A 25,112-nucleotide genomic window follows, 5' to 3' on the forward strand; every position below is an offset into this window, starting at 1 on the left:
CGCGCTCCGGGCGCGCCCGCACGGGGCGCGCCCGGGACGGCACGGCCGGGGCCGAAGCCCCGGGGCCCCGGGCGCCGTGGCGTCCCGGGGCCGGTGCCGTCTCAGGCCGTGGGCCGCTCCTCCAGCCGGGGGAAGAGCACCTCGCCCTTGGTGACCGTCGAGCCCGCGGGCAGCAGGCCCCAGTCGGCCGCACCGGCGATCCGCTGGTCGGCCAGCGCGCCGAGGGACACCTCGGCGCCCAGCGAGTCCCAGAGCTTCTGGGCGGTGGCGGGCATCACCGGGTTCAGCAGCACGGCGACGGCCCGCAGCGCCTCCGCCGCGGTGTACAGGATGGTGGCGAGCCGGGCCTGGCCCTCGGGGCTCTTGTCCTTCGCGACCTTCCAGGGCTCCTGCTCGGTCAGGTAGCCGTTGACCAGCCGGATGAACTCGAAGACCGCGGCGATGCCGCCGGCGAAGTCCAGCTCCTCGCCGATCCGCCGGTCCGCCTCCGCGGCGGCCTTCGCCAGGCCCTCGGAGATCGCCGTCTCCGCCGGACCGGCCGCGGTGGCCGCCGGCAGCGCCCCGTCGAAGTAGCGGGCGACCATCGCCGCCACCCGCGACGCCAGGTTGCCGAAGTCGTTGGCCAGCTCGCTGGTGTACCGGGCGGAGAAGTCCTCCCAGGAGAACGAGCCGTCCTGGCCGTAGGCGATGGCGCGCAGGAAGTACCAGCGGTAGGCGTCGACGCCGAAGTGCGACGTCAGATCCTGCGGCTTGATGCCGGTGAGGTTGGACTTCGACATCTTCTCGCCGCCGACCATCAGCCAGCCGTTCGCGAAGACCCGGCCCGGCACGGGCAGGCCGTTCGCCATCAGCATCGCCGGCCAGATGATCGCGTGGAACCGCAGGATGTCCTTGCCGACCAGGTGGATGTCGGCGGGGAAGACCGAGTCGAACCTCGCCTGGTCGGTGCCGTAGCCCACGGCCGTGGCGTAGTTCAGCAGCGCGTCGATCCACACGTAGATGACGTGCTTCTCGTCCCAGGGGACCTTGACGCCCCAGTCGAAGGTGGAGCGTGAGATCGACAGGTCCTGGAGGCCCTGCCGGACGAAGTTCACGACCTCGTTGCGCGCGGACTCGGGCTGCACGAAGTCGGGGCGGGACTCGTACAGCTCCAGCAGCTTCGGACCGTACTCGCTCAGCCGGAAGAAGTAGTTCTCCTCCTTGAGGATCTCCACCGGGGTCTTGTGGATGGGGCAGAGCTTCTGCCCGGCGAAGGCGCCCTCGCCGTCCAGCAGCTCGCCCGGGAGCTTGTACTCCTCGCAGCCCACGCAGTAAGGGCCCTCGTAGCCGCCCTTGTAGACCTCGCCCTTGTCGTACAGCGCCTGGACGAACTCCTGCACACGGTCGGTGTGCCGCTTCTCGGTGGTGCGGATGAAGTCGTCGTTCGCGATCTCCAGGTGCTCCCAGAGGGGCTTCCACGCCTCCTCGACGAGCTTGTCGCACCACTCCTGGGGGCTGACGCCGTTCGCCTGGGCGGTGCGCATGATCTTCTGACCGTGCTCGTCCGTGCCGGTGAGGTACCACACCTTCTCGCCGCGCTGACGGTGCCAGCGCGTGAGCACGTCGCCTGCGACGGTCGTGTAGGCGTGGCCCAGGTGAGGAGCGTCGTTGACGTAATAGATGGGGGTGGAGACGTAGTACGCCTTGCCACCCTGCTTCTCGGATCCAGTGGCCGCCATGGTCGAAATCCTACTGGCCCGGGGGAGATCGACTCACACCGATCACACGCGGTGACGGGGTGGGACCGCCGGTGCGTACCGGTGGTCCCACCCCGTCGTCCGATGGTCGGGAAGGCCCGCGGGCTACGGGCGCCAGACCGCGAGCAGGCCCTCGTACAGCTCGGCGTCGGTCAGCTCGCGGGGCGTGGGGCCCGCGTGGAAGAACGCGGCGTTGTCCGCCTTCAGCCTGCGCAGGTAGTCGAAGCCCTTGGCGTCGTGCTCGCCGAAGGCCACGAACTGGAAGAACAGCGGCAGCTTCGCCGCGTCCGCCAGCGCCTGGGTGGCCGGGCCCTTGGTGTCCGGGGGCCCGTCGGTCTGGAAGACCACCAGGGCGGGGTCCTCGCTGCCCGACTTCTCGTAGTCGGCCACGACCTCCTCGACCGCGCGGTGGTAGCTGGTGCGCCCCATCCGGCCGCATGCCTCGTGCAGCTCGTCGACCTTGCCCTCGTGGGCGTCCAGGGTCAGCTCGCCGGTGCCGTCGATGTCCGTCGAGAAGAACACGACGTGCACGGTCGCCTCGGGGTCGGTGTGCGCGGCCAGGGCGAGCACCTGCTCCCCGAGGCTCTGCGCGGAGCCGTCCTTGTAGTACGGACGCATGGAGCCGGACCGGTCCAGCACGAGGTACACCCGGGCCCGCACGTCCGCGAGCCCGGCCCGTTCCAGGACGGCGCCCGCGGTCTCGTAGGCCGCCGCCAGCCCCGGCGCCACGTCCCTGACCCGCTCCCCGGCGGCCGCGCCGACGGCCACGGGCTCCCCGACCTGCACGGCCTCGGGCTCGGGCGCCGTTTCGGCGGCGGGTGCGGGCGAGGTTGCGGCGGCGGGCTCGGCCACAGGCTCCGCCTCCGGCTCGGGTTCGGGCTCCGGTGCGGGTTCGGCGGCGGGTGCGGGCTCGGGTTCGGGCTCCGGCTCGGGCTCGGCTTCGGCGGCGGGTGCGGGCTCGGGTTCGGGCTCCGGTGCGGGTTCTGGTGCGGTCTCGGCGGTGGTTTCCGGCTCGGCTCCGGGTGCGGTTTCGGCGGCGGGCTTGGGCCCGGCTTCGGCAGCGGGTTCGGCTTCGGCGGCGGGCTCGGGCTCGGCTTCGGGCTCGGGCGCTGCGGCGGGTTCTGGTGCGGTTTCGGCCACCGGCTCCGGGGCGGGTTCGGGCTCGGGGGCGGTGGCGGGCCGCGCCTCGGGCTCGGCGGTGGCGGCGGGCTCGGCGGTGGCGGCGGGCTCGGGGGCGGCTTCGGGTGCGGTTTCGGCGACCGGCTCGGACTCGGGCTCAGGGGCGGTGTCGACCTCGGCCTCGGGCCCGATCTCGGCCTCGGCCTCGGGTTCGGGCTCCGGCTCGGATTCGGCTTCGGCGGCGGGCTCGGGCCGGGGCTCCGGGTCGGGTTCGGCTTCGGCGGCGGGCTCGGGCCGGGGCTCCGGGTCGGGTTCGGGGGCGGGCGTGGACGCGGTCGCGGGTTCCGGCTCGGGGTCGGCGGCGGTCACGTGCGCCCGCTCGGCTTCGGGCTCGGACTCGGACTCGGGCGCGGTGTCGGCCGTGGGCTCCGGCTCGGCTGCGGACTCCGGCTCGACCGTCGGCTCCGGTGCGGCCGTGGGGGCGGGGGTGGTTTCGGGGGCCGCCGGGGCGACGTCCGCGGATCCGTCCCGGGTCGGCGCCTCCGCCGCGGGCTCGCGCGCCTCGGGGGCGGCGTCGGACTCCTCGCCCCCGGCCGGTGCACCCCCGGCGGAAGGCTTCGCGGCCACCCGGTCGAACGCGGCGGCGACAAGATCGTCCACCAAGGACCCCTCCGCCGCGGACGTGTCCGTCTCAGCGGTGGAGGAAGCGGAGGACGCGGAGGACGCGAAGGGCCCGGTCTCCTCGGACGCCGTGGACGAGGGGGAGGCCCCGGAACCGGTGGACACCGCGGAAGGCGTGCCGGCCGCGGAGGCGGCGGGGGACTCCGACCCGTCCGGCGCCGCGGGCGTGCTCACCGCGGAGGCGGAGCCGTCACCCTCGGCGGACGCCCCCACCTGCTCCGCACCCGACCGACCACGCTTCCGGGACCGACCCCCCCACGCATCCCGCAGCCGACTCAGAATGCCCATGTGCACAACCCTCCGCGTGACGTGCTTCCCTAGATCCCTGGTAATCCCTGGCCAGGGCGGACACGTAAGGTTAGCCTCCACGGCACATGATCTTCGGGAGGGTGGCGACCGGCCCCCGCTGCCCGGCACGCGCCCGCGGCGCCCCGGCGGGCCCCGAACCCACCCGAACGCCTACGAGTTCGTGACCTCGGCATTCAGGAGCCGCACGTCGTCGTCCCGCAGCGCGGGAAGTCCCGCCCCGACGGTTCCCGCGGGCGACCGGCGCAACCACTCACGGTAGGCGGGCGCCTCCCACGCCACCTCCCAGTACGCCTCCTCCAACTCCGGGTAGACCGCGTCCGCCTCCGCCTCGGTACGCGCGGCGAGCAGCAGCCGTACGCCTATCGGATCGCCCTGGAGGGGCCGTATCACCAGGTCGGGACGGGGCCGTGAGGTCGGCTGGCTGATGGTGACGACCTCGCCGGTGGCGACCAGGGAGTAGGCGGTCAGGTAGTCGCCGTGCAGCATGCACGGGTCGAGCCCGGCGGTGCGGAACACCCGGCACAGCGCGTCCCACTCGCCGTCCACCGTGGAGTCCACCATCCACCGTTCCGAGGCGAGGTCGGAGAGCGGCACCACCTGCCGGGCCACGGAGGGGTGGTCCGCGGCGATCGTCACGAACTGCGGCTCCCGCTCGACCAGGGTCCGCAGGCACAGTCCGGGTGGGATCCGCAGCGGGCTGCCCTCCACCTCGTGGACGAACGCCACGTCGAGCTGGCCGGCGGCCACCATGCGCAGCAGCGCGTTCGCCGAGACGTCCATCTGGAGGGTCGGCTCCGGGCGCGGCGGGCAGGCGCGCAGCCTGCGCAACCAGCCCGGGATGGCACGGCTCGCGGTGGCACCGATCCGCAGGTGGGGTCCGCCCGCGGCGCGCGCCGCGGTCGTGCGGGCCTCCTGGACCAGCGCCGACAGCTCGGCGATCAGCGGCCGGGCGCGGCTGAGCACCGCGCGGCCGAGCGGCGTGGGGCGGCAGCCGGTGCGCTCGCGGGCGAACAGCTCCCCGCCCAGGGAGTGCTCGATGCGGCGCAACTGGGTGCTCAACGAGGGCTGTGCCATGCCCAGTTCGCGCGCCGCCTTGTGCAGGCTGCCCGTGTCGGCGATGGCGCACAGTACGCGCAGGTGCCTGACCTCCAGGTCCATGGCCACCGAGACTAGGCCCGCCCCAAGCGCCGCGCCAGATGGTCAAATCGGCCCAGAAGCACACCAGTCGAAGGCCGATAGCTCCGGGCTATCCCCAAGTGCCATCATCCGCAGGGCCGTTCGTTCGCCGAGACTCCTCCTACCGACCGTTCGTTCTCGACCCCACACAAGAACGAGTAGGAGCCCCCCATGACTTCCATGACCAGGAAGCCCGCCAAGAGACTCGTCGCGCTCGCGCTGGGCCTGGGCCTTGCCACCGCGGCCCTCGGCACCGCGGTTCCCGCCGCGGCGCAGACCGCCACCCCGGGCGCGGCCTCCGCGGCCTCGTACGCGCGGTACGCGGGTTCGGCCGAGGACAACGCCAACACCAAGGCGTTCTTCGAGGCCGTGCTGAAGGCCGCGGCCGAGAAGCAGGCCGCCCACCCGGACCTCGCGGCCGTCACCGTCACGTACGACCCCTCGGACGCGCCCAGCTACCGGTCGCAGATCTCCAGCGCCGCCCAGATCTGGAACAGCTCCGTGTCGAACGTGCGCCTCGCGGCCAGCAGCGGCGGATCCGACTTCTACTACACCGAGGGCGACGACCCGCGGGGCTCGTACGCGTCCACGGACGGGCACGGCAGGGGCTACATCTTCATCGACCACGCCCAGAGCCAGCAGTACGACCAGATCCGGATCGTCGCGCACGAGACCGGCCACGTGCTCGGTCTGCCGGACCACTACACCGGCCCGTGCAGCGAGCTGATGTCCGGTGGCGGCCCCGGCCCGTCCTGCACCAACCGGTACCCGGACTCCAACGAGCGGTCCAGGGTCAACCAGCTCTGGGCCAACGGGTTCGCGAAGGCCCTCGACAAGCTGAACAAGGTCGGCTGACCGGCGACGACGGCTGACCCGGCGCCGACCGGCCGGGGCCCGTGCCGGGGCCCCGACCGGCCGGCTCGCGTCCAGCTCCGGCCTCCCCCGGCTGTCACCCCCCACTGGTACGGGGCCGCTCTCCCACCGTGCGGTCCGTGCCCTCACGAACGGCCCGGGGAGGCCGGCTCCATACGTGGGACGCACCCCCTCGATGCCCCGGCTGCCGGCCGGGGCATCGCCGCGTTCGCCGCGGGGAGGCCCCCGCACGGGCCCGCCCGCCGGTTCGGTCCACCGGCTCGGTCCGCCGGTGCGGTGCGCCCGTGCGGCCTACCGGACCGGCGGTGTGCCGTGCAGCGTGAGGTCGGTGAGCAGTGCCCGGTGGTCGGTGCCGGCAAGACCGAGGAAGCGGGCGCCGCGGGCGGAGAGGTCGGCGCTGACGAGGACGTGGTCGAGCTGCGCGCCGAGCACCGGGGCGGTGCGGGAGGGCCAGCTCGGGGTGCGCGCCTGGCCGGCGAGGCGGGCGCTGTCGCGCAGGCCGGTGTCCAGGATGCGGCGGAACGCGGCGTGGTCCTGGGTGGCGTTGAAGTCGCCGGCGAGGATCGTCGTGCGGTGCGCGGCCGCCGTCCCTGCGGCGAAGCCGCGCAGGGCGGCCAGGTCCGTGCGCCAGCGGCCGAGGCTGTCCGGCAGCGGCGGCACGGGGTGGGCGAGCTGGAGCCGGACGGGGCGGCCGTGGACGGTGGCGGTGGCGCCCGGCATCCGCAGCGTGCCGGGCAGCGCGGGCGCGGGGACGAGGGGGTAGCGGCTGAGGATGACGGAGCCGTGGGCCCCGGGGGCCCTGGCCTGACTGCGGTAGGGGTACGTGCCGGGCGGGCCGGGCCGCCCCTCGCGGCGGGCCCGGTCCTGGGCCGGGAACGCCGTGTCCAGGAGACGCAGGCAGCGGCTGTCGCACTCCTCGACGAAGACGATGTCGGGGCGCTCGCGGCGGACGGCGCCGGTCAGTGCCGGGGTGCCGCGGCCGTACTGGACGTTGGAGGCAAGGACGCGGATCTCGGCGACCGGCGGGCCGTGCGGGTCCCCGACCCTGCCGTAGGGCTCCATGAACCAGGCGAGGGCGGCGAGGACCGCGAGTCCCCAGACGAGGCCGGTGCGGAAGCGGGTGAGGGCGGCCAGCAGGAGGGCCGCCGCCGTGGGGGCGATCAGCCAGGGCCAGAACGCGAGGAGCTGCGGGACGGGCGTGGTGGCGTCGGTGTCGGTGATGCGGCAGGTGACGACGGCGGTGACGGCCGCGAGGAGCAGGACGGCCGGCCAGGCGGCCGGGTGCGGGCGGCGCCCGGCGCGCCCCTGCCCGGGGCTCGGGGCGCCGCCGCCCGGCCGGCGGGCCGGCGGGCCTTCGACGATCATGCGGCTGCTCATCGTGGACGCATCCTCTCGCATCCGGCGCCGAGCGGGGCCCAGGACGCGCGGCCTGGACGCGCGGTGTGCTGGGTGCGGGGGCTCCGGGGTCGCGCGGTGTGCTGGGTGCGGGCGCGTGGGCCGGGCGGTGGCGGTGTCCGCGGGCGGGCGGGGCTAGGACCGCGGCGACCCGCGGCGGGTCAGGAAGAAGGCGACCGCCGCCACCCCGGCCGCGCCGCCCGCGATGCTCCACGCGGTGACCCGCAGGCTCCGCGTCAGCGCGTCATACACCGCCCCCGCCGCCGCCCGCGAGACGTCCGGCGGCAGGTCCCCCAGGGCCAGCCCCCGCCCCACCGCGATCGTCCCCAGCAGCACGGCCGCGCCCAGCGCCACGCCCAGGGCGGTGGCCAGGACCGCCCGTCTCCTGCGGACGGCCGCGGCCACTCCGCCCACCGCGCATCCCACTGCCGCGACCGGCAGCCACAGCCCCATCACCTGGAGCATCCGGAACCCCTTCCGTGACACCGCCAGGTCCTTGGGCCCGAGCAGGGTGACATCGGTGTGCTCCACCGGGATGTGCTCGGCGAACGGCACCGAGTCGTCCAGGAGCTGCTGTTTGATGTGGGCGCTGATCGGCGCGAGGTCGAAGCCGACCTCGTCCCCGTGCCCGCCGCGCAGCTCCCGCACCACCGCGTCATGGGTGGCGCGGTTCGCCGCGTTCCAGGCCGCACGGAACGCCTTGGTCCCGGTGAAGGAGCGCACCGCGTCGTTGACGAACGTCTCGACGCCGCCGTGCAGCGGCCCCCGGTCGCCCGAGCTGCCGCCGCTGCGCCCGGTACGGCTGACATAGGTCATGATCGCTTCGGTGACGGCGTCCGCGACGTCCTCCTTCACCGCTGTGTCACTGGCCAGCGGTTCCATGGTCGCCACGTAGGTGTCGGTGTCGGCGATGTCGTTGAGGGCCCAGGCGGAGACCGTCGCCAGGGGCACCAGGAGGCAGGCGACGGTGATCAGCACCGTCGACAGGACGTTCCGTGCGGTGGTGCGTCGCTGGGACATACCTTCAAGGCAAGAGCCCGGGTGCGGCGGGCGCTAGCGGGGGGAGTGCATCCGGGTGCCGGTGTCCGGGGCCGGGTGCCGGTGCGGTGCCCGGGGGCCGGGTGCGCGGGGTGTGCACCGCGGGGACGGGCGGGCGCGCGTCAGTGCGGGCAAAAAGGGTAGTGCGGCAGAAGGCAATGAGACGCGAAGGAAGAGCAAGAAAAGGGATGAACGGCAGCAGAGGAAGAAGAGGAAGAAGGGGAGTCAGCCATGACCTATGCGATACCCGCGCGCAGTGACCGTGCCCAGGTCCTCCCGCCCGCGATCCGGCCGCGCAGCACCGCGTCCTGGTCGCTCCCCCTGACGCTGGGCATCCTGTACGGCCTGTGGGCCGCCATGATCGACCGCAGCGCGGGTCCGATCACCACCGGCAACGTCCTCTTCGGCGTCTTCAGCGGGCTGGCGGTGGCCTTGTCGGCCTTCGCGCTGCACCAGGTCTCCCCCCGGCTGCCGCGGGTACGCCGCGCGTTCTCGTGGGGGGCCTTCACGGGGGTGACCTTCGGGTGGATGTACAGCATCACGGACGCGCCGCACATCCGGACCGTCGTCATCAGCATCCTGGCCGCGGCCGGCACGGTCGCGATGACGTCGTACTTCTACCACGTCTCGGAAGTGCCGCCCGAGCGTCTGTGACGGTCCTGGCCCGCGCGTCCGGTACCGACGCCCACCTCGCCCACCTCGCTCACCACCCCGTCAGCAGCAGATGGTTGACCAGCAGGGCCAAGGCCGCCTGAGCCGCCAGCCAGCGACGGTGGGAGCCGGTGGGCAGCAGCGCGGCGGCCGGCAGGAGCCACAGCGCGAACGGCTGCCAGATGCGTTCCGTCTCCGCCTTGCTCATGCCGGAGAGGTCCGCGGCCAGGATCGCGAGGAGCGCGACCAGGACCAGGACGACCAGGTGGTCGGCGGCCCGGGACCCGGTGGCGGGCCGTGCCCCGGCAGCGGGCCGGGGTGCGGTGGGTGCGGTCCGCCGCGTGCGGCGCCCCGGTGGGAGGACCGCCGCGAACGGGGCGAGCACCCGCCCCGTCGCCCCGGGTGCCGCGGCCAGTACGCGCCGGACCCCGGCGGCCGTCGCCAGCCCGGTGATCAACCCGGTGCAGGCCGGGTTCGCCCAGATCCAGTAGCCGTACGGACGGATGCCGCCCGCGCCCTGGTCATAGCGGGTGACGAGCAGCCGGTACGCCTCCCACCAGTCGAAACCGGCCAGGGTGAAGGCCGCGGGCACCACCGCCGCGCCCACCAGCACCCAGGGCAGCGGCCGCACGGTGCGGGTGAGCAGCAGGACCGCGGCGGCGGGCAGCGCCATGAGCGTGAGGCCGTAGGAGAGGTAGCAGGTGAGGCCGAGGAGCAGACCGGAGCCGAGGCCCGCCGCGACCGGGGCCCGGGTGGTGCGGGTGGCGGCCAGCGCGAGCAGCGCGACGGCCCAGGCCGCGACCGCGGCGAAGTACGCGTCCGCCGAGACCCCGGCCCACACCGCCATCGGGGCGAGGACGAGGAAGGGCGCGGCGCGGCGCGCGGTGGCCTCGTCGGTGAGCGCGCGCAGGGCGACCAGCACGGCCGCCACCGCGGAGGTCCCGCTCACCAGCACGAAGACCGCCCCCCACGCGCCGCCGCCCAGGCCGAGGTGGTCCAGCCAGACGAAGGTGAGCGTCGCGGCCGGCGGGTGACCGGCCACGTGCGCGGGCCAGTGGTCCGGGGAGTGCAGCAGGATGTGGTGCGTGAAGTCCCGCAGCGCCGCCCCGACGTCGTGGAAGGCGCCGATCGACTGGAGGTACTCGTTGCCGGTGGTGAGGCGCCGGGCGACGCCGCGGTGCCAGCCGTCGACCAGTGCCAGGGAGAAGGTCCAGGCCAGTGCGGCGGCCCAGGCGGCCGCTACCAGCGCGCGCCAGCCCAGCCGCGCGGCCAGCCCGGGCCCGTAGGCGACGACGGCCACCGCCACCGCGATCGCGGCCGGCGTCCCGGGGCCCGCGTGCGGCTCCCAGGACGCGAAGAGCGGCGGCCAGCTCACGAAGAGGGAGTGGTGGACGGCCTCGATGCGGGTGCCGACGACCGCCGCGGCGGCGAACAGGAGTACCACGAAGGCGGCGGCCAGCAGATCGGGCCGGACGCCGGACGCGCCGGGCCCGCCGGGCCGCGCGGCCGGAGCCGGAGCCGGAGCCGGAGCCGCGCCGGGGCCACCGTGCCCGGTGGGGCCGCCGTGTCCGGTGGGGTCGCCGACACCCCCGGGGTCGCCGTGCCCGCCGGGCGCGTGGGGGGCGCCGGGTGCGCGGGGGTCGCGGGAAGTGGTGGCGCCCGGGGCGCGGGAGGGGGCGGGGCCCGGGGCGCGGGTGCCCGTGGGGGAGCCGTCGTCGGAGGTCGCGGGTGTCACCCTCGGCACGCTAGGCGGCTTCCGGCCGTCGCGGGCCGATTGACGGGGCGGTGTCACGGAACCGTCAGATCCCGGCGGACGCCCGGCCGCACGGGCGGTGACGTCAGCGTTTCGTCATACGCCATGGGCCCTGTCACGGGCCGGCACCGGCTTACGGTCGGCCCATGTTCGACCTACGGAACGACAGACTCCCCACCTCGCCACGCTTCTGGCGCAGCCCGCTGCGCGGCCCCTGGCTGACCTCGCTTCTGGGCCTCGTGCTGCTGGGCGGTATCACGCTGGTCTTCGTCACCGGGCTGCTCTCCTACGCCGCGTACAACCCGAACCTCGGCGTCAACGACCAGACCCCGGACAAGGGCCTGCTCGGGTTCTACCTCTTCTCCTGGCCGACCCATCCGCACTGGCTGTACCGGCTGACGCAGGGCGTGCACGTCACGCTCGGGATCGTGCTGGTCCCGGTCGTGCTGGCCAAGCTCTGGTCGGTGGTGCCGAAGCTCTTCGAGCTGCCGCCGGCCCGTTCCGTCGGCCATGCGCTGGAGCGGATCTCACTGCTGCTGCTCGTCGGCGGTGTGCTCTTCGAGTTCACGACCGGCGTGCTCAACGTCCAGCTCGACTACATCTTCCCGGGCTCGTTCTACCCGCTGCACTTCTACGGCGCATGGGTGTTCTTCGCCGCGTTCCTCACCCACGTGGTGCTGCGGACACCGCAGGCCGTACGGGTGCTGCGGGAGGGACGGTGGCGGTCGGGCGCCGACGGCGCCGACGGCGGCGAGGGCCGTGCGGGCGCCGGGGGTGCGACGGACGTGGCCGGCGGTGGCGGCGGTGTCACGGGTGCGGCCGGCGAACGGGTGGCGCGGGAGGCCGAGGGACTGGCCTCGCCCCGCCCGGCCCCGGCCACCCTCTCCCGGCGGGGCGCGGTCGGCGTGGTCGGCGCGGGCTCGCTCGTCCTGCTGCTGGTGACCGCGGGGCAGAGCATCGGCGGGCCGCTGCGCCGGCTGGCACTGCTCGCGCCGCACGGCGGCGGCGATCCGCAGGGCCCCAACCGCGGCGGGAACTCGTTCCAGATCAACAAGACCGCGGCGACGTCGGCGATCGACCTGCGCGAGACGGGCACGGCGTGGCGGCTGACGGTCGAGGGCCCCAAGGGCGTCGTACGGCTCGACCGGGCCGCGCTGCTGCGGATGGCCCAGCACACGGCGGCCCTGCCGATCGCCTGCGTGGAGGGCTGGTCGACGGACGACCAGCACTGGAGCGGCGTACGGCTGCGCGACCTCGCCGCGCTGGTGGGCTATGCGCCCGACGCGGCGTACGAGGGCACGCCACGCCCCGGTGAGCGGCTCGCGCCCGATGTGCTCGTCGAGTCCCTCCAGCGCCGCGGCGCCTTCCGGCACGCCGCGCTGCGCGCCAACCAGGTCCGCGACTCCCGCTCGCTGCTGGCGCTGCACGTGAACGGCGCCGACCTCTCGCCCGACCACGGCTATCCGGCCCGCATCATCGTCCCCGCCGCCCCGGGTGTCCTCAACACCAAATGGGTGGCCCGTCTGACCTTCGGAGACCTGTGATGACCGACGACTCCTCCGGCTCCCCGGACGACCGGGGCCCTTCCGGCGTTCCCGAGAACCGGCGCCCCCGCGGCGCCTCGCCCGCCGACGGCGGCCGACGGCAGCGGCCGCCGGGGGGCGCCCGGGGGCCGGCCGGTGCGCTCGCCGCGCGTGCGGGACGCTGGTACGGCGAAGGACCCCTGCAACTGGTGCTGCTCGTCGTCTCGTTCGCGGTGGCGGCGTACGCCGGGGTGCGGCTGGTGCACGGCGCGGACAGCGCCCTCACACTGGTGCTGTGGTTCGTCGGCGCGGCCCTGGTGCACGACGTGGTGCTTGTTCCCCTGTACGGGTTCGTCGACCGCCTCGCCCAGGCGGTGTTCGCCGTGGGCGCGTACACGCCGGCCGGACGCGGCGCACGGGCGTCCGCGGGCGAGGGCCCGGCGGGCGGGTGGGCGGACGACCCGGAGGCCGGGCGGGTGGACGGCGCGTCGGAGGCCCGCGGGGACGATCCGGCGCAGGGGCGCGGGGACGGTCCGACGGCGAGGCGCGGGGACGGTCCGGCGCAGGGGCGCGAGGACGGCACGGCGGATGCGCGCCGGCTGCGCCGTACCGCCTGGCTGAACCACCTGCGCGTCCCCGCCCTCCTCTCCGCCCTGCTCCTGCTGGTGTACTTCCCGCTGATCTCGGGTCAGCGGGAGGCCCACTACGAGGCGGCCACCACGCTCTCCGGCAGCGGGTTCCTGTCCCGGTGGCTGCTGATCACGGCCGGTCTCTTCGTGCTGTCCGCACTGTGGCTGCTGGTCCGGCTCGCCGTGGGCCGGTCGGCTCCGGGGCGCAGGGCCACGAAGGGCCGTCCGTCGACGACCCACTGACGTACCGGCCGCCAGCCGAGCCGGTGCGCGTGCCGGAGCAGCGCCGGGGTGCCGACCCGGGCCCAGGGGAACAGGGTGCCCGCGGCACCCCGGCCGTCGTCCACCCGGACCTGGACGCGTTCGTCGACGTCCACGGGCGCGGCCTCCGCGAGCAGCAGCCCGCCGGGCCCGAGCAGGGCGCCGACGCGGGCGATCAGGGCGCCCGGGTCGCCCCCGATGCCGATGTTGCCGTCGATCAGCAGAGCGGTGTCCCAGCGCCCCTCGCCCGGCAGCGTCTCGAAGACGGAGCGCCGCAGGGCCTGCCCGCCGAGCCGCACGGTGTGCGCGACGGCCGCCTCGCTGACGTCGATGCCGAGCACGCGGTGGCCGCGCGCCGCCAGTTCGGCGACCAGCCGGCCCGGGCCGCAGCCGATGTCGAGCACGGCGCCCTCGCACTGCCGCAGCGCGGACAGGTCGGCCGCGTCGGGCCGGGCGCACCAGCGCTCCACCTCCAGCGGCAGCAGCCACCCGTCGGTACGCCTGAGGAACAACGGGCCACGGCCGCTGCGCAGCGCGTCCGCGTACGGGTCGACGGGGCCGACGGACCACGAGATCCGCTCCGTGGCCAGGTCGGGCACGAGGTCTGGTGCCGCGTCAGCCATCCGGTCCCCGCTCGTATCCGCCGTCCGGTCGACCGTCCCGTTCGCCGCCCGATCCGGCGTCCGGTCGGACGGTCGCTCGGGCAGCCGCTGCCTGCGTACCGGGCTCAGCCTGCCCCGGGCCGTGCTCACAGCGCGCCGGCCCTGGTCAGGCCCGCCAGGGCGGCGGCGAAACGGGTGCCGGGGGCGGCGGCGGCGACCTGCTCGGCGTCCTGCGGCGTGTCGACGTCCCGCAGCCTGGGCAGGTCGCGCACCCGCAGGCCCGCGCTCGTCAGCCGGGCGCGCTGGACGGCGCCGGTGGTGGCGGTCGACATGGGTACGCCGCGCAGCAGCGCGGGATCCGGCGCGGCGAGGCCGAGCGCCCAGAAACCGCCGTCCTCCGCAGGTCCGAACCACGCCTCGCAGTCCCGCCAGGCGTCCGCGGCGAGCGCGGGCGCGAGCAGTTCGGGGGTGATCTGCGGGGTGTCCATGCCGACCAGCAGTGCGGGTCCGGTGCACTGCCCGAAGGCCGCGGCGAGCCGCTCGTCGAGCCCGCCCGGCGTCTGCGGCACCACCTCCACGCCGGGCGGCAGCCACGGGCCCGGTGCCCCGTCCAGGACCAGCACCCGGCGCCGCGCCGGTACCGCGAGCACCGCCTGGAGCGTGTCGGCGAGCGCGGCCGCCGCCAGGTGGGCCGCCTCCTGGGGGGTGAAGTGCGGGGTGAGCCGGGTCTTCACCCGGCCCGGCAGGGGCTCCTTGGCGATGACCAGCACGGTGGTTCCGCCCTGCCGGGCGTGCGTCGTCGTCCCGGCGGTGTGCACCGTGCTCATAGGGCGGAGGTCTCCGTGCGTCCGGTGGGGTCGGTAAGCGTGCGGCTCGCGACCGTGCGGTTCGCGGCCGTGCGGTTCGCGGTCGTGCGGTTCGCGGTCGCGGGGCTCGTGGCCGCGGGGCCGGTGGGTGGGGGACCTGTGGTCGTCGCCGCGGCGGGAGTCCGGCCCGGTCCCGTGGGGCCGACGGGTCCGGTGGGGCCACTGGGACCGGCGGGACCGGCGGGGCCGGTCGGCGTGGGGCCCGTGGTCGTCGCCCCGGCGGGAGTCCGGCCGGGGTGGGCGGAAGCAGTGCGGCCGGTGGGGCCGGTGGGACCTGCGGAGGCGCGGGCCGCGCCCGGGGGTTCGGCGAGTACGCCGCGCATGTCGCGCACCGCGTGCCAGGTGCCCCGCCAGGTGCCGGTGACCTTGGACTTCCCGGCCCGCGGGAGGTAGGGGACGTCGTGTTCCGTGATCCGCCAGCCGTCGTCCGCGGCGCGCACCACCATCTGGAGCGGATAGCCGCTGCGCCGGTCGCTGAGGGCGAGGCCCAGCAGCGCGGTGCGGCGGGCGGCGCGCAGCGGACCCAGGTCGTGCAGGCGCACCCCGGTGCGCCGGTGCAGCATCCGGGCCAGCGCGAAGTTGCCCACGCGCGCGTGCGGCGGCCAGGCGCCGCGCCGCTGCGGCCTCCTGCGGCCCAGCACCAGATCGGCCCGGCCCGTCGCCACCTCCTCGACGAACGGGACGAGCAGCCCCGGATCGAGGGAGGCGTCGCAGTCGCAGAAGCAGACGAACTCGGCGGTGGCCGCGGTCAGACCGGCGTGGCAGGCGGCACCGAAGCCGCGCCGCGGTTCGGCCACGACGGTGGCCCCGAGGCTGCGGGCGAGGTCCGCGGAGCCGTCGGTGGAACCGTTGTCCACCACGATCGCGCGCCAGCCGGCGGGGATGCGGTCCAGCACCCAGGGCAGCGCCTCGGACTCGTCCAGACACGGCAGGACGACGTCCACGGCGGGGGTGGCCGGGTGGGCTGGTTGAGGTGGGGGAGGAGAGGCAGTCACGCCCCTCACCCTACGGACGCAAAACGGGCAAAAAGGGTGGCGGCGCCTTACGAAAGTCGGACGTCGACCGGACCGGCTCAGACGCCGACCGGACCGGCCTCAGCGGTGTCCCGCCGCACCGGGCCTCCGGTTCGCCGGGAGCGCGCAGGCCGCCGTGCCGCCCGGCATCCTGTGGCGGTGGTCGGCGACGGCGCGGTAGAGCCCGTGGGCGAGCCACCGGAGCGGCGGCACGCTGAGCACCGCTCCCAGGACGGGCCAGGCGCCGCCCCCGCTCAGCAGGAGCTTCGCGACGGCCCGGGCGCCGCCGTACACCGATCCGCCGGGAGTGATCCAGAGCAGTTCGTGCTCGGCCCGCCGCCGGGTGACTCCGAGGGCGTCCAGCTCCGCGAACTGCCAGGGTCCCGCGTCGCAGTCCGGCCGGATCCGCTTCCCGGCGAAGGCGACCGAGGTCGTGCAGAAGCCGCAGTCGCCGTCGTAGACGAGCACAGGTCGGGTCCGCATGCCACCCATGATGCCCCCGCCCGGCGGTGGAACGCGGGCTCGCGGACGGCGGCGGCCGCAGGGCGTGCCGGGCCTCCCCTCCGCCGCCGCCCGCACCCGTCCGCCGCCGTCCCGCGCCCGTCCGCCGCCGCGGGCCCCGTCCGCTGCCGCCGTCCCGTACCCGTCCCGTACCGTCCGCTGCCGCCCGTCCCGCATGCCGCAGGCCCGCACCGTCCGCTGCCGCCCGTCCCGCACCTGGCCCCTGCCGCGCGCCCGCACCGTCCGTCGCCACCCGTCCGCCGCCGCTGTCCCGCACCCTCTCCGCCGCCGTCCCGCACCGCCCCCCTGCCGCCGTCCCGCACGTCTTCCCGCCCGGTGGCCACGAACGGTCACCGGGCGGTCCCGGCCGGTTCCCGCACTCCTTACGAATCGCGGACATCGCACCTCCGCCTTCCCGCGGATGCGGTGGCCGCGCGGCCCGGGTGCGAGGCTGATACGCATGCCGTATCCCTCCCAGTCCCCAGGCCGGCCCGCCGGTGGCCCCCAGGACCGGCCCACGGGCGGACCGGACCAGCCCCGCGCCCCGTTCACGGACCCGGCACCTGCACCGTCCGCGGGCGCACCGTCCGCGGCCGCGTCCGCGGCCGGCGCGCCGTCCGGTGCCGCCCGGATCCTCGTCGTGGACGACGACCCCACCGTCGCCGAGGTGGTCTCCGGCTATCTGCAACGCGCCGGGCACGCCGTGGACCGCGCCGCGGACGGGCCCACCGCGCTGGCGCGGGCCACGGCGCACCGGCCCGACCTCGTGGTGCTCGACCTGATGCTGCCGGGCATGGACGGTCTTGAGGTGTGCCGGCGGATGCGGGCGCAGGGGCCGGTGCCGGTGATCATGTTGACCGCCCGGGGCGACGAGGACGACCGGATCCTGGGCCTCGAAGTCGGCGCGGACGACTACGTCACCAAGCCATTCAGCCCGCGTGAGCTGGTGCTGCGCGTCGAGTCGGTGCTGCGCCGCAGCCGGCCGCCGGCGTTCGGCGAGGTCCGACCGCCCGGCGGGCTGCTGCGCGCCGCGGGCCTGACCGTCGACCCCGGCGCCCGGCGCGCCACCAAGGCCGGTGCGGAGCTGTCCCTCACCGTCCGCGAGTTCGACCTGCTCGCCTTCTTCCTGCGCAACCCGGGCCGCGCGTTCGGGCGTGAGGAGCTGATGCGCGAGGTCTGGGGCTGGGACTTCGGCGACCTCTCCACGGTCACCGTCCACGTCCGCCGGTTGCGCGGCAAGATCGAGGACGACCCCGCCCGGCCCCGGCTCATCCAAACGGTCTGGGGTGTTGGGTACCGGATGGACGCGGAAGGCGGGGCCGACCCGGCCGGTCCCGCCGGTGCGTCCGACCCCCGTGCCGCGGACGGCCCGAACGGCCCCGGCGCCCCGGGCGGCCCGAGCGGCGCCGCCGGCACCTCCGGCGCCTCCGGCCGGGCCGCCCCGTGACGCGTTCCTGACCCGCGCCCCCGCCACTCCCCGAGGTTCCACCCGCCCCGAAGGACCGCCGTGCACAACAACCTCCTCATCGCGCTGTTCGCCTTCCTCGGCGCCGCCACCGCGGGGCTCCTCGGTGCCCTGGTGCTGCGTGCGCTGCGGCGCCGGTCGCTGATCGTGTCCGTTTCGGTGGTCGCCGCGGTGGCCGTCCTCGCGATGCTGGCCGGGACGCTCGCGGTGGCGTGGGCGATGTTCCTCTCCGAGCACGACCTGAAGGTGGTGACGACGGTGGTCGCCATGGCCGCCGTCGTCTCGATGGCCACCGCGCTGCTGCTGGGCCGCTGGGTGGTGGCCAGCGGGCGGGCGCTGACCGCGGCGACCCGGTCCTTCGGCGAGGCCGGCAGCTTCGCCGCCCCGGCGGCCCCGGCCGTCGCGGAACTGGCCGCCCTCACCCGCGAACTGGAGCTGACCAGCGCCAGGCTGGCCGAGTCCCGGGACCGCGAGCGCGCACTGGAGACCTCGCGCCGGGAGCTGGTCGCCTGGATCTCGCACGACCTGCGCACGCCGCTCGCCGGTCTGCGGGCCATGTCCGAGGCTCTTGAGGACGGCATGGTGGACGATCCGGACCGCTATCTGCGCCGGATCCGCACCGAGGTGGAGCGCCTCAACGCCATGGTCGGCGACCTCTTCGAACTGTCCAGGATCCACGCCGGGACGCTGGCGCTCACGCCCTCCAGGATGTCCGTCTACGACCTGATCGGCGATGCGCTCGCGGGCGCCGACCCGCTGGCCCGCGAGCACGGCGTACGGCTGGTCGGCGACGGCATCGAGCAGGTGCCGGTGGAGGTCGACGGCAAGGAGATGAGCCGGGTGCTGGGCAACCTCCTCATCAACGCGATCCGCCGCACCCCGGCGGACGGCACGGTGGCGGTGGCGGCGCGGCGCTCCGAGCAGGGCGTGGTGCTGTCGGTCACCGACGGCTGCGGCGGCATCCCCGAGGACGACCTGCCGCGCGTCTTCGACACCGGCTGGCGCGGCACGGACGCCCGTACGCCGCCGGCGGGCGCCGGCCTCGGCCTCGCCATAGTGCGCGGCATCGTGGAGGCCCACCAGGGCAGGACGACGGTCCGCAACGTCACGGGCGGCTGCCGCTTCGAGGTCACCCTCCCGGCCGCGGAACCGGTGGGCTGACGCCCCGGCCCGCCCCGACCCGGCCCGGTCCGGCCCCGGCCCGCCCCGCGCAATCGGGCTCGGCGGTTCGGTGGATGCGGCGGGCTCAGGGGATGTGGCGGGTCCGGCGGGCTCAGGGGATGCGGCGGGCTCGCGTGCGAGCGTGCGAGACTCCGCGGCCGACCCGGCGCAGAACCCTTACTTCTCCAGCCCGATCGTCCGGCAGGCCGCCTCGTACGCCGGGGTGCAGATGTCCTTGACCGTGTAGATCCCGTCCTTGACGACCGTCGACGCGATGGTCCGCTGCATGACCGGCCGCACCGGGACGAGGTGGGAGGGGATGTCCCTGGTCGAGGCGTTCTTCGCGCGGTCCATGGCGAGGGCGTCGAACTCGATCAGACGGCCCTGGGAGATCTTGACGGCCATCTCGGCGGCCACCGCCGCCTCCTGGCGGTAGGGCTTGTACACGGTCATGTACTGCTCGCCCGCGACGACCCGCTGCACCGCGGGCAGCTCCGCGTCCTGGCCGGTGATCGGCGGGAGCTGGGTCACACCGGCGTCCTTGAGCGCAGTGACGATGCCGCCCGCCATGCCGTCGTTGGCCGAGTAGACGCCCGCGATGTTCCGCGCGCCGATCGACTTGATGGCGGCGGCCATGTTGGCGCGGGCGTTCTCCGGCTTCCAGTCCACCGTGTCGTACGACTTGGCGATGGTGACGTCCTGGAGCTCGGCGAGCGCGCCCTTCTTGAAGAGGGCGGCGTTCGGGTCGGTCGGCGAGCCGTTCATCATGACGATCCTGCTGCTCTTGTCGGCATGCTTGCCCAGCGCCTCCATCAGCGCCCGGCCCTGCACCTGGCCGACCAACTCGCCGTCGAAGGTGATGTAGCCGTCGACGGGGCCCTCGGCGAGGCGGTCGTAGGCGATCACGTTGATGCCGGCGGCCTTGGCGCGCCCCACGGCCGGTCCGATCGCCTTGGCGTCCACGGCGTCGACGAGGATCGTGTCGACGTTGTCATCGATCATGTCGTCCATCTGCGCCTTCTGCTTGCCGGCGCTGGAGTCGGCGTTGGCGTAGACGACCGTGCCCTTGCCGTGCGTCAGCTTCTTGACCTGCTCCTCCACCACCGGCCGGTCGAACCTCTCGTACCGCGCGGTCTCCTTCTCCGGCAGCAGCAGCCCCACCTTGACGGCGTCGCCGGCGACCTTGCGGTGCGGGTCGTCGTCGCCGGAGCCCGGGAGGTGGCCGCAGGCGGCGGCGCAGAGCGTCAGCGCGCACACGACCCCGGCGGCACGCGCACCCCGGAACCCCGCGCTCCCAAACCCCGCACCGCGGCCCGCACCGCGGCGCGTGCGGAGGGCCGGGGCGCCTTCCGCCACCGCGCCCGCGCCGGGCGCGGCCCCCTGTGCGGCGACCCGTGCAGCGCCAGTGCGTACGGTGCCGGCACGTGCTGTGCCACGTATAAAGGTCTTCACTCCGGTGCACCTCCTGACGTGGCCACTGGGCGGGCCCGAACTGGCTGAAAGCCAACCTCGGGCAGACATCGGCGTCAAGGAGTCAAGACTTAACGAGATAGCAATGGGTCCGGGCGTTTACCCCGTGAACACCGAAAGCGCCCGACCCGTCCCGTTCCGTCAACTCCCGCCCCGCAGCGGCTCCTTGGCGAACTCCCGCATCCCGTCCTCGAACCCGACCGACGCCCGCCAGCCCAGGTCGGCACGGAGCCGTGCGGAGTCGGCGGTGATGTGGCGCACGTCCCCGAGGCGGTAGGCGCCGGTGGTGCGCGGAGCGGGTCCGCCGTGGGCCCCGGCGAGCGCGTGCGCCATCTCGCCGACCGTGTGGGGGTCCCCGCTGCCCGTGTTGTAGGCGACCAGCGTCCCGGAACGGCCGTCCGCACGGCCCGCGGCGCCGGTCTCCGCAGCGACTTCCTCCACGGCCAGCGCATGCGCCTCCGCGACATCGCGTACATGGATGAAATCGCGCCGTTGTCCGCCGTCCTCGAAGACCTGCGGGGCCTCGCCGCGGGCCAGGGCCGAGCGGAAGAGGGAGGCCACACCCGCGTAGGGGGTGTCGCGGGGCATGCCGGGACCGTAGACGTTGTGGTAGCGCAGCGAGGTGGCGCGGCCGCCGGTGGAACGCGCCCAGGAGGCGGCCAGGTGCTCCTGGGCGAGCTTGGTCGTCGCGTAGACGTTGCGCGGGTCCACGGGAGCGTCCTCGGCGACCAGGCCGGGGCGCAGCTCGTCGCCGCACCGCGGGCAGCGCGGCTCGAAGCGGCCGGCCTCCAGATCGTCGACGGTGCGCGGCCCGGGCCGTACGGTGCCGTGCCGCCCGCACTCGTAGCGGCCCTCGCCGTACACCACCATCGAGCCCGCCAGGACCAGGCCCCGGATGCCCCGTTCGGCCATGGTGGCGAGCAGGACGGCGGTGCCGAGGTCGTTGCAGCCGACGTAGTCGGGCGCGTCGGCGAAGTCCTTGCCGAGGCCGACCATCGCGGCCTGGTGGCTGACCACGTCGATGCCGGTGAGCGCGATGCGCAGCGTGTCCCTGTCGCGGACGTCCGCCACGACGCGGGGCACGTCGTTGGGCGGGGGCGGCGGCGGCTCCTTGTGCGCCGCGGGCAGCAGGGCGTCGTAGACGACGACGTCATGGCCGCGGTGCGTGAGCACCTCCACGATCTGGGATCCGATGAACCCGGCACCGCCGGTGACCAGTACACGCATGACCGCCACGCTAGGCGGCACCGGTGCCCCGCGGACGGTGCCGCGGCCGGGCGTCACAGCTCCGTAAGCTCCTTCGGACGGCATCCCGACCCCCGACCCCCTGTCCCCGATCCCCGATCCCGATCCCCGATCCCGCCCCCTATCCCTGGTGCCCGGTTGCGCCGAGCGGGCGAAATCCGGTGGCCCCGCGGCCGGGCGGCGTGGCAGCCTGCCCTGCCATGGACGCGGATGACCCCCAGCGGGACGCCCTGGACACGGATGACCCGGAGCGGGATGCCTTGGACACGCATGCCCCGGTGTGGGACGAGCGGGTGGCGCGGAGCTACGACGAGTCGTCCGCGTACATGTTCACCCCCGACGTCCTCGATCCGGCCCTCGACTTCCTCGCCGCACGCGCGGGCGGCGGCCGGGCCCTGGAGTTCGCGATCGGCACCGGACGCGTCGCGCTGCCGCTGAGCGCCAGGGGCGTGCCGGTGGCCGGCATCGAGCTGTCGGAGCCGATGGCGCGCCGGCTCCGCGGCAAGCCCGGGGGCGCCGACCTGCCGGTGACCATCGGCGACATGGCCACCGCCCGGGTGCCGGGCGAGTTCGGCCTCGTCTACCTCGTCTTCAACACGATCACCAACCTGCTCTCCCAGGACCAGCAGATCGCGTGCTTCCGCAACGCCGCGCGGCACCTCGGCCCCGGCGGACGCTTCGTCATCGAGAACTTCGTCCCCGACCTCCGGCGCCTGCCCCCCGGCGAGACCGCGCGCCCGGCCCACATCGGCGCCGACCACGTCGGCTTCGACACCTACGACGTGCCGAACCAGCGGATGGTCTCGCACCACTACTGGATCACCGACGGCAGGGCCGACACCTTCCGTTCCCAGCACCGCTTCGTCTGGCCCTCGGAGCTGGACCTGATGGGCAGGCTCGCCGGTCTGGAACCGCGCGAGCGGTGGGCGGACTGGCGCGAGACGCCCTTCACGGCCGAGAGCGACTCACACGTCTCCGTGTGGCAGAAGCCCGCCGACTGAGGGCAGTGCGTCGGCGGCCCCGGCGGGGAGCCCCCGCGATCGTCGCGGCCCGGCACCGAGCGCCGTGATCTCCGTGAATCCTGTGTCCGGCGTGACCCCTGCGGCCGGCGGGCCCGGTGCGGCCGGCGTGGTCGCGACCGGCCGAGGTCGGTGCCGCACCAGCGAGCATTCTGGACATATGTACTGATTCTCGGCGTGTGGAACTACTCTGGTGAGAACAGTGCTCACCGTGCTCAGTGTGCTCGCCGGCACGGAGTCGGAGCGACGCCCGCGTCCGGGAGCGACGCTCGTGGACGAGAGCAGCGCCCGCGGACGAGAGCAGCGCCCGCAGACGAGAGCGTTGCTCACGGCGAAGGCCGGTGCACGCGGCCGGGAGTGGCGCTCATGGTCGAGAGCGGCGCTCACAGTCAAGGGCGGCGCTCACGGTCAAGGGCGGTGCCCGCGGCCGAGAGCAGCGCCCGCAGACGAGAGCGTTGCTCACGGCGAAGGCCGGTGCACGCGGCCGGGAGTGGCGCTCATGGTCGAGAGCGGCGCTCACAGCCGGGGCGCGACGCTCACAGCCAAGAGCGTTGCCCATGGCCAGGTGCGGCGCTCACAACCAAGAGCGTTGCTCATGGCAGAGGAGAGCGACGCACTCGCCGCCACGGTGAGTCGAGGCGAGACCAGGTGAGACCACGCGAGACCGGGTGAGACCAGGTCAGACAGGCGGGAGCAGTGCTCGCCGCCGCCGGAACAGGAGCAGCCACATGCCAGCCACCTCCCGGCCGGACCCCGCTCCGACCCCCTCCGCACTCTCCGCCGCCGAGGAGCTCCGCGGGCGGCTGCCGCACGACAGCGTCATCCTCCCGGGGCCGCACTTCCGCGAGAGCGCCCGGATCTGGAACACGGCCGTGGACCGGACGCCCGCACTGATCGTCCGGCCCGCAACGGCGTCCGAGGTGCAGGCCGCCGTACGCGCCGCCCGCACACACCACCTCCCGCTCTCCGTGCGCGGCGGCGGACACGACTGGGCGGGGCGGGCGCTGCGACCGGGCGGGCTGGTCGTCGACCTGACGGCGATGCGACGGGTCACGGTGGACGCGGAGCAGCGCACCGCCACCGTCGAGGGCGGTGCGACCACGGAAGACGTCATCGAGGCCGCGTTCCCGCACGGCCTCGCCGCAGCCACCGGCACCGTCCGCAGCGTCGGCCTCACCGGTCTCACGCTCGGCGGCGGCTACGGTCCGCTGATGGGCCACTACGGCCTGGCCGCGGACAACCTGCTCGGCGCGGAGGTGGTACTCGCCGACGGCAGCAGCGTCACCGCGGACGCGGGCCACCAGCCCGACCTGTACTGGGCGCTGCGCGGCGGCGGTGGGAACTTCGGCGTGGTCACGGCCATGCGGATCCGGCTGCACCCGGTGCCGAGGGTGCTCGCAGGTCTCGTCCTCTACCCCTTCGAGAAACCCGCGCAGGCCGCACAGACCGCACAGGCCGAGCGGACCGAGCGGACCGCACAGGCCGAGCGGACCGCACAGGCCGCGCACGTCTTCGACCGGCTGGGCACCGTGCTGCACGCCGTGCCGGACGAACTCACCGTGCAGAGTGGCGTGCTCCTTACGCCGGAAGCCGGTCCCGTCGTCTTCCTCAACCCGGTCTGGAGCGGGGACCTCGAACAGGGCCGCAAGTACATGGACGAGCTCCGGCAGCTCGGGACGCCGCTGCCGACCGAGGTGGGGCCGCGCCCCTACGGCGAGATGCTCGCCCTCTCCGACCCCTGGACCACCGAGCGCGGCTACGACCTGCGGACGCGGACGGTGCCCGGGTTCAGCCGGGCGGTCGTCGCGGCGCTGGTGGCGGCCGGGGAGACGGTGCCCTCGCCGTCCAGCGGCATCGTGATCCACCACTTCCACGGGGCGGCGACGCGGGTGCCGAGCATCGCCACCGCGTTCGGGTTCCGGGCGAAGCACTTCGTGGTGGAGATCGTGGCGGGCTGGGACGAGGGGGAGGGGGGCGCGGAGCGGGCGTGGGCCGAGCGGGTGTCCGCCGCGCTCGGCCCGCACGCGCTGCCCGGTGGCTACGCGGGACTGCTCGGACCCGATCACCACGAGCAGATCGCCCACGCGTACGGGCCCAACGCGGCACGGCTGCGGGCGGTCAAGCGGCGGTACGACCCCACCGGCCTGTTCTCGGGCATACCCCTGCCGCCCGCACCGACATGAACGGTGTCCCACGACCGCCGGACTGCTGCCACACGCCTCTACCACACGCCTCGGGCGGGTCGGCCCCGATGACCATGGCGGTGAACGGCGGTTCCCTCGGATCGGTGGTGTGCCCGGCGCGGTCGAAGCGGGCCGTGGCCAGGACCGCGACGTAGAACAGGCTGGGCACGTCGTCGATCGCGGGCACCCCGTCCGGTGGCCCGATCGGCGACCGCATCGGCGAGGCGGCGTCGGCGAGCACCGGCGCCAGCACCACCGCACCCCCCCAGCGGCAGCAGGATCGGGGCGGCCACCACCCCGCGCACCGCATCCGCACGAACATCTCCGAGAAGGTCTCCCTGCCGACCTCGACACACAGCTCGTACAGGATGGGACCGGGCCTCTCCCCCCCCGTGGGGTGCCGCTGACGAGCGGCGAACCAACCGACAAGCAACCCGCCTGGT

General features: G+C 74.9%; 18 protein-coding genes and 1 pseudogene. 7 read left to right on the forward strand and 12 right to left on the reverse strand.

Annotation, left to right across the window (positions count from 1 at the left end; all coding sequences use genetic code 11):
* Positions 1–101 precede the first annotated feature (101 nt).
* From metG to IE313_RS02425, 3 genes are all read right to left on the reverse strand, one after another.
* On the reverse strand, positions 102–1,718 hold the full coding sequence (gene metG, locus IE313_RS02415) for a methionine--tRNA ligase (protein WP_189929146.1): 1,617 nt from the start codon (positions 1,716–1,718) through the stop codon (positions 102–104).
* A gap of 123 nt (positions 1,719–1,841) precedes the next feature.
* Complete coding sequence (locus IE313_RS02420; protein ID WP_308439124.1) at positions 1,842–3,515, reverse strand: VWA domain-containing protein; 1,674 nt, start codon at positions 3,513–3,515, stop codon at positions 1,842–1,844.
* A 480-nt stretch (positions 3,516–3,995) separates the two neighbouring features.
* Positions 3,996–5,003 carry a LysR family transcriptional regulator gene (locus IE313_RS02425; protein ID WP_189929148.1) on the reverse strand — a complete coding sequence of 336 codons (1,008 nt, stop codon included), beginning with the start codon at positions 5,001–5,003 and terminating at the stop codon, positions 3,996–3,998.
* A 189-nt stretch (positions 5,004–5,192) separates the two neighbouring features.
* On the opposite strand from IE313_RS02425, the gene snpA reads away from it, so the two are divergent.
* Complete coding sequence (gene snpA / locus IE313_RS02430; protein WP_229924290.1) at positions 5,193–5,876, forward strand: snapalysin; 684 nt, start codon at positions 5,193–5,195, stop codon at positions 5,874–5,876.
* Between the two features lie 309 nt (positions 5,877–6,185).
* Here snpA and IE313_RS02435 read toward each other — a convergent pair whose 3' ends face one another.
* Positions 6,186–7,271 carry an endonuclease/exonuclease/phosphatase family protein gene (locus IE313_RS02435; RefSeq protein WP_229924291.1) on the reverse strand — a complete coding sequence of 362 codons (1,086 nt, stop codon included), beginning with the start codon at positions 7,269–7,271 and terminating at the stop codon, positions 6,186–6,188.
* Between the two features lie 153 nt (positions 7,272–7,424).
* The gene (locus IE313_RS02440) at positions 7,425–8,309 is read right to left on the reverse strand and encodes a hypothetical protein (protein WP_189929149.1); all 885 of its coding nucleotides are present in this window, start codon (positions 8,307–8,309) and stop codon (positions 7,425–7,427) included.
* Between the two features lie 249 nt (positions 8,310–8,558).
* Between IE313_RS02440 and IE313_RS02445 the strand changes: the two genes are divergently transcribed.
* Complete coding sequence (locus tag IE313_RS02445) at positions 8,559–8,981, forward strand: hypothetical protein (RefSeq protein ID WP_189929150.1); 423 nt, start codon at positions 8,559–8,561, stop codon at positions 8,979–8,981.
* A 49-nt stretch (positions 8,982–9,030) separates the two neighbouring features.
* Here the strand turns inward: IE313_RS02445 and IE313_RS02450 are convergent, their stop codons facing one another.
* A complete protein-coding gene (locus IE313_RS02450) occupies positions 9,031–10,422 on the reverse strand; it encodes a hypothetical protein (RefSeq protein ID WP_229924333.1) in 1,392 nt (463 codons plus the stop codon).
* A 455-nt stretch (positions 10,423–10,877) separates the two neighbouring features.
* Between IE313_RS02450 and IE313_RS02455 the strand changes: the two genes are divergently transcribed.
* Positions 10,878–12,275: a molybdopterin-dependent oxidoreductase gene (locus IE313_RS02455; protein WP_189929151.1), complete on the forward strand. Its 1,398-nt coding sequence runs from the start codon at positions 10,878–10,880 to the stop codon at positions 12,273–12,275.
* Between the two features lie 682 nt (positions 12,276–12,957).
* Here IE313_RS02455 and IE313_RS02460 read toward each other — a convergent pair.
* The 4 genes and pseudogenes from IE313_RS02460 to IE313_RS02475 all read right to left on the reverse strand — a co-directional run bounded on the left by IE313_RS02460 (position 12,958) and on the right by IE313_RS02475 (position 16,108).
* Positions 12,958–13,767: a class I SAM-dependent methyltransferase gene (locus IE313_RS02460; RefSeq protein ID WP_189929152.1), complete on the reverse strand. Its 810-nt coding sequence runs from the start codon at positions 13,765–13,767 to the stop codon at positions 12,958–12,960.
* 125 nt (positions 13,768–13,892) lie between these two features.
* Entirely contained in the window at positions 13,893–14,573 is a 681-nt protein-coding gene (locus IE313_RS02465; protein ID WP_189929153.1) for a TIGR04282 family arsenosugar biosynthesis glycosyltransferase, read from the reverse strand.
* 320 nt (positions 14,574–14,893) lie between these two features.
* A pseudogene (locus IE313_RS02470) lies at positions 14,894–15,616 on the reverse strand (glycosyltransferase family 2 protein); the annotation flags it as partial.
* A 90-nt stretch (positions 15,617–15,706) separates the two neighbouring features.
* Positions 15,707–16,108: a thiol-disulfide oxidoreductase DCC family protein gene (locus tag IE313_RS02475; RefSeq protein WP_189929154.1), complete on the reverse strand. Its 402-nt coding sequence runs from the start codon at positions 16,106–16,108 to the stop codon at positions 15,707–15,709.
* A 649-nt stretch (positions 16,109–16,757) separates the two neighbouring features.
* Here IE313_RS02475 and IE313_RS02480 point away from each other — a divergent pair.
* Entirely contained in the window at positions 16,758–17,573 is an 816-nt protein-coding gene (locus tag IE313_RS02480) for a response regulator transcription factor (RefSeq protein WP_229924334.1), read from the forward strand.
* A 60-nt stretch (positions 17,574–17,633) separates the two neighbouring features.
* The gene (locus tag IE313_RS02485) at positions 17,634–18,752 is read left to right on the forward strand and encodes a sensor histidine kinase (RefSeq protein WP_189929156.1); all 1,119 of its coding nucleotides are present in this window, start codon (positions 17,634–17,636) and stop codon (positions 18,750–18,752) included.
* A gap of 177 nt (positions 18,753–18,929) precedes the next feature.
* Here IE313_RS02485 and IE313_RS02490 read toward each other — a convergent pair whose 3' ends face one another.
* Positions 18,930–20,009: a sugar ABC transporter substrate-binding protein gene (locus IE313_RS02490; RefSeq protein WP_229924292.1), complete on the reverse strand. Its 1,080-nt coding sequence runs from the start codon at positions 20,007–20,009 to the stop codon at positions 18,930–18,932.
* Positions 20,010–20,363: 354 nt separating this feature from the next.
* Positions 20,364–21,449, reverse strand: a complete 1,086-nt coding sequence (locus IE313_RS02495; protein WP_189929157.1) for an NAD-dependent epimerase/dehydratase family protein — start codon at positions 21,447–21,449, stop codon at positions 20,364–20,366.
* A gap of 218 nt (positions 21,450–21,667) precedes the next feature.
* On the opposite strand from IE313_RS02495, the gene IE313_RS02500 reads away from it, so the two are divergent.
* Together IE313_RS02500 and IE313_RS02505 are read left to right on the forward strand one after the other, a co-directional pair.
* On the forward strand, positions 21,668–22,468 hold the full coding sequence (locus IE313_RS02500; protein ID WP_189929158.1) for a class I SAM-dependent DNA methyltransferase: 801 nt from the start codon (positions 21,668–21,670) through the stop codon (positions 22,466–22,468).
* Positions 22,469–23,214: 746 nt separating this feature from the next.
* Entirely contained in the window at positions 23,215–24,669 is a 1,455-nt protein-coding gene (locus IE313_RS02505) for an FAD-binding oxidoreductase (protein WP_189929159.1), read from the forward strand.
* Positions 24,670–25,112 lie beyond the last annotated feature (443 nt).

Source organism: Streptomyces sulfonofaciens, assembly GCF_014656295.1.
In the GTDB taxonomy this organism is placed as follows: domain Bacteria; phylum Actinomycetota; class Actinomycetes; order Streptomycetales; family Streptomycetaceae; genus Streptomyces; species Streptomyces sulfonofaciens.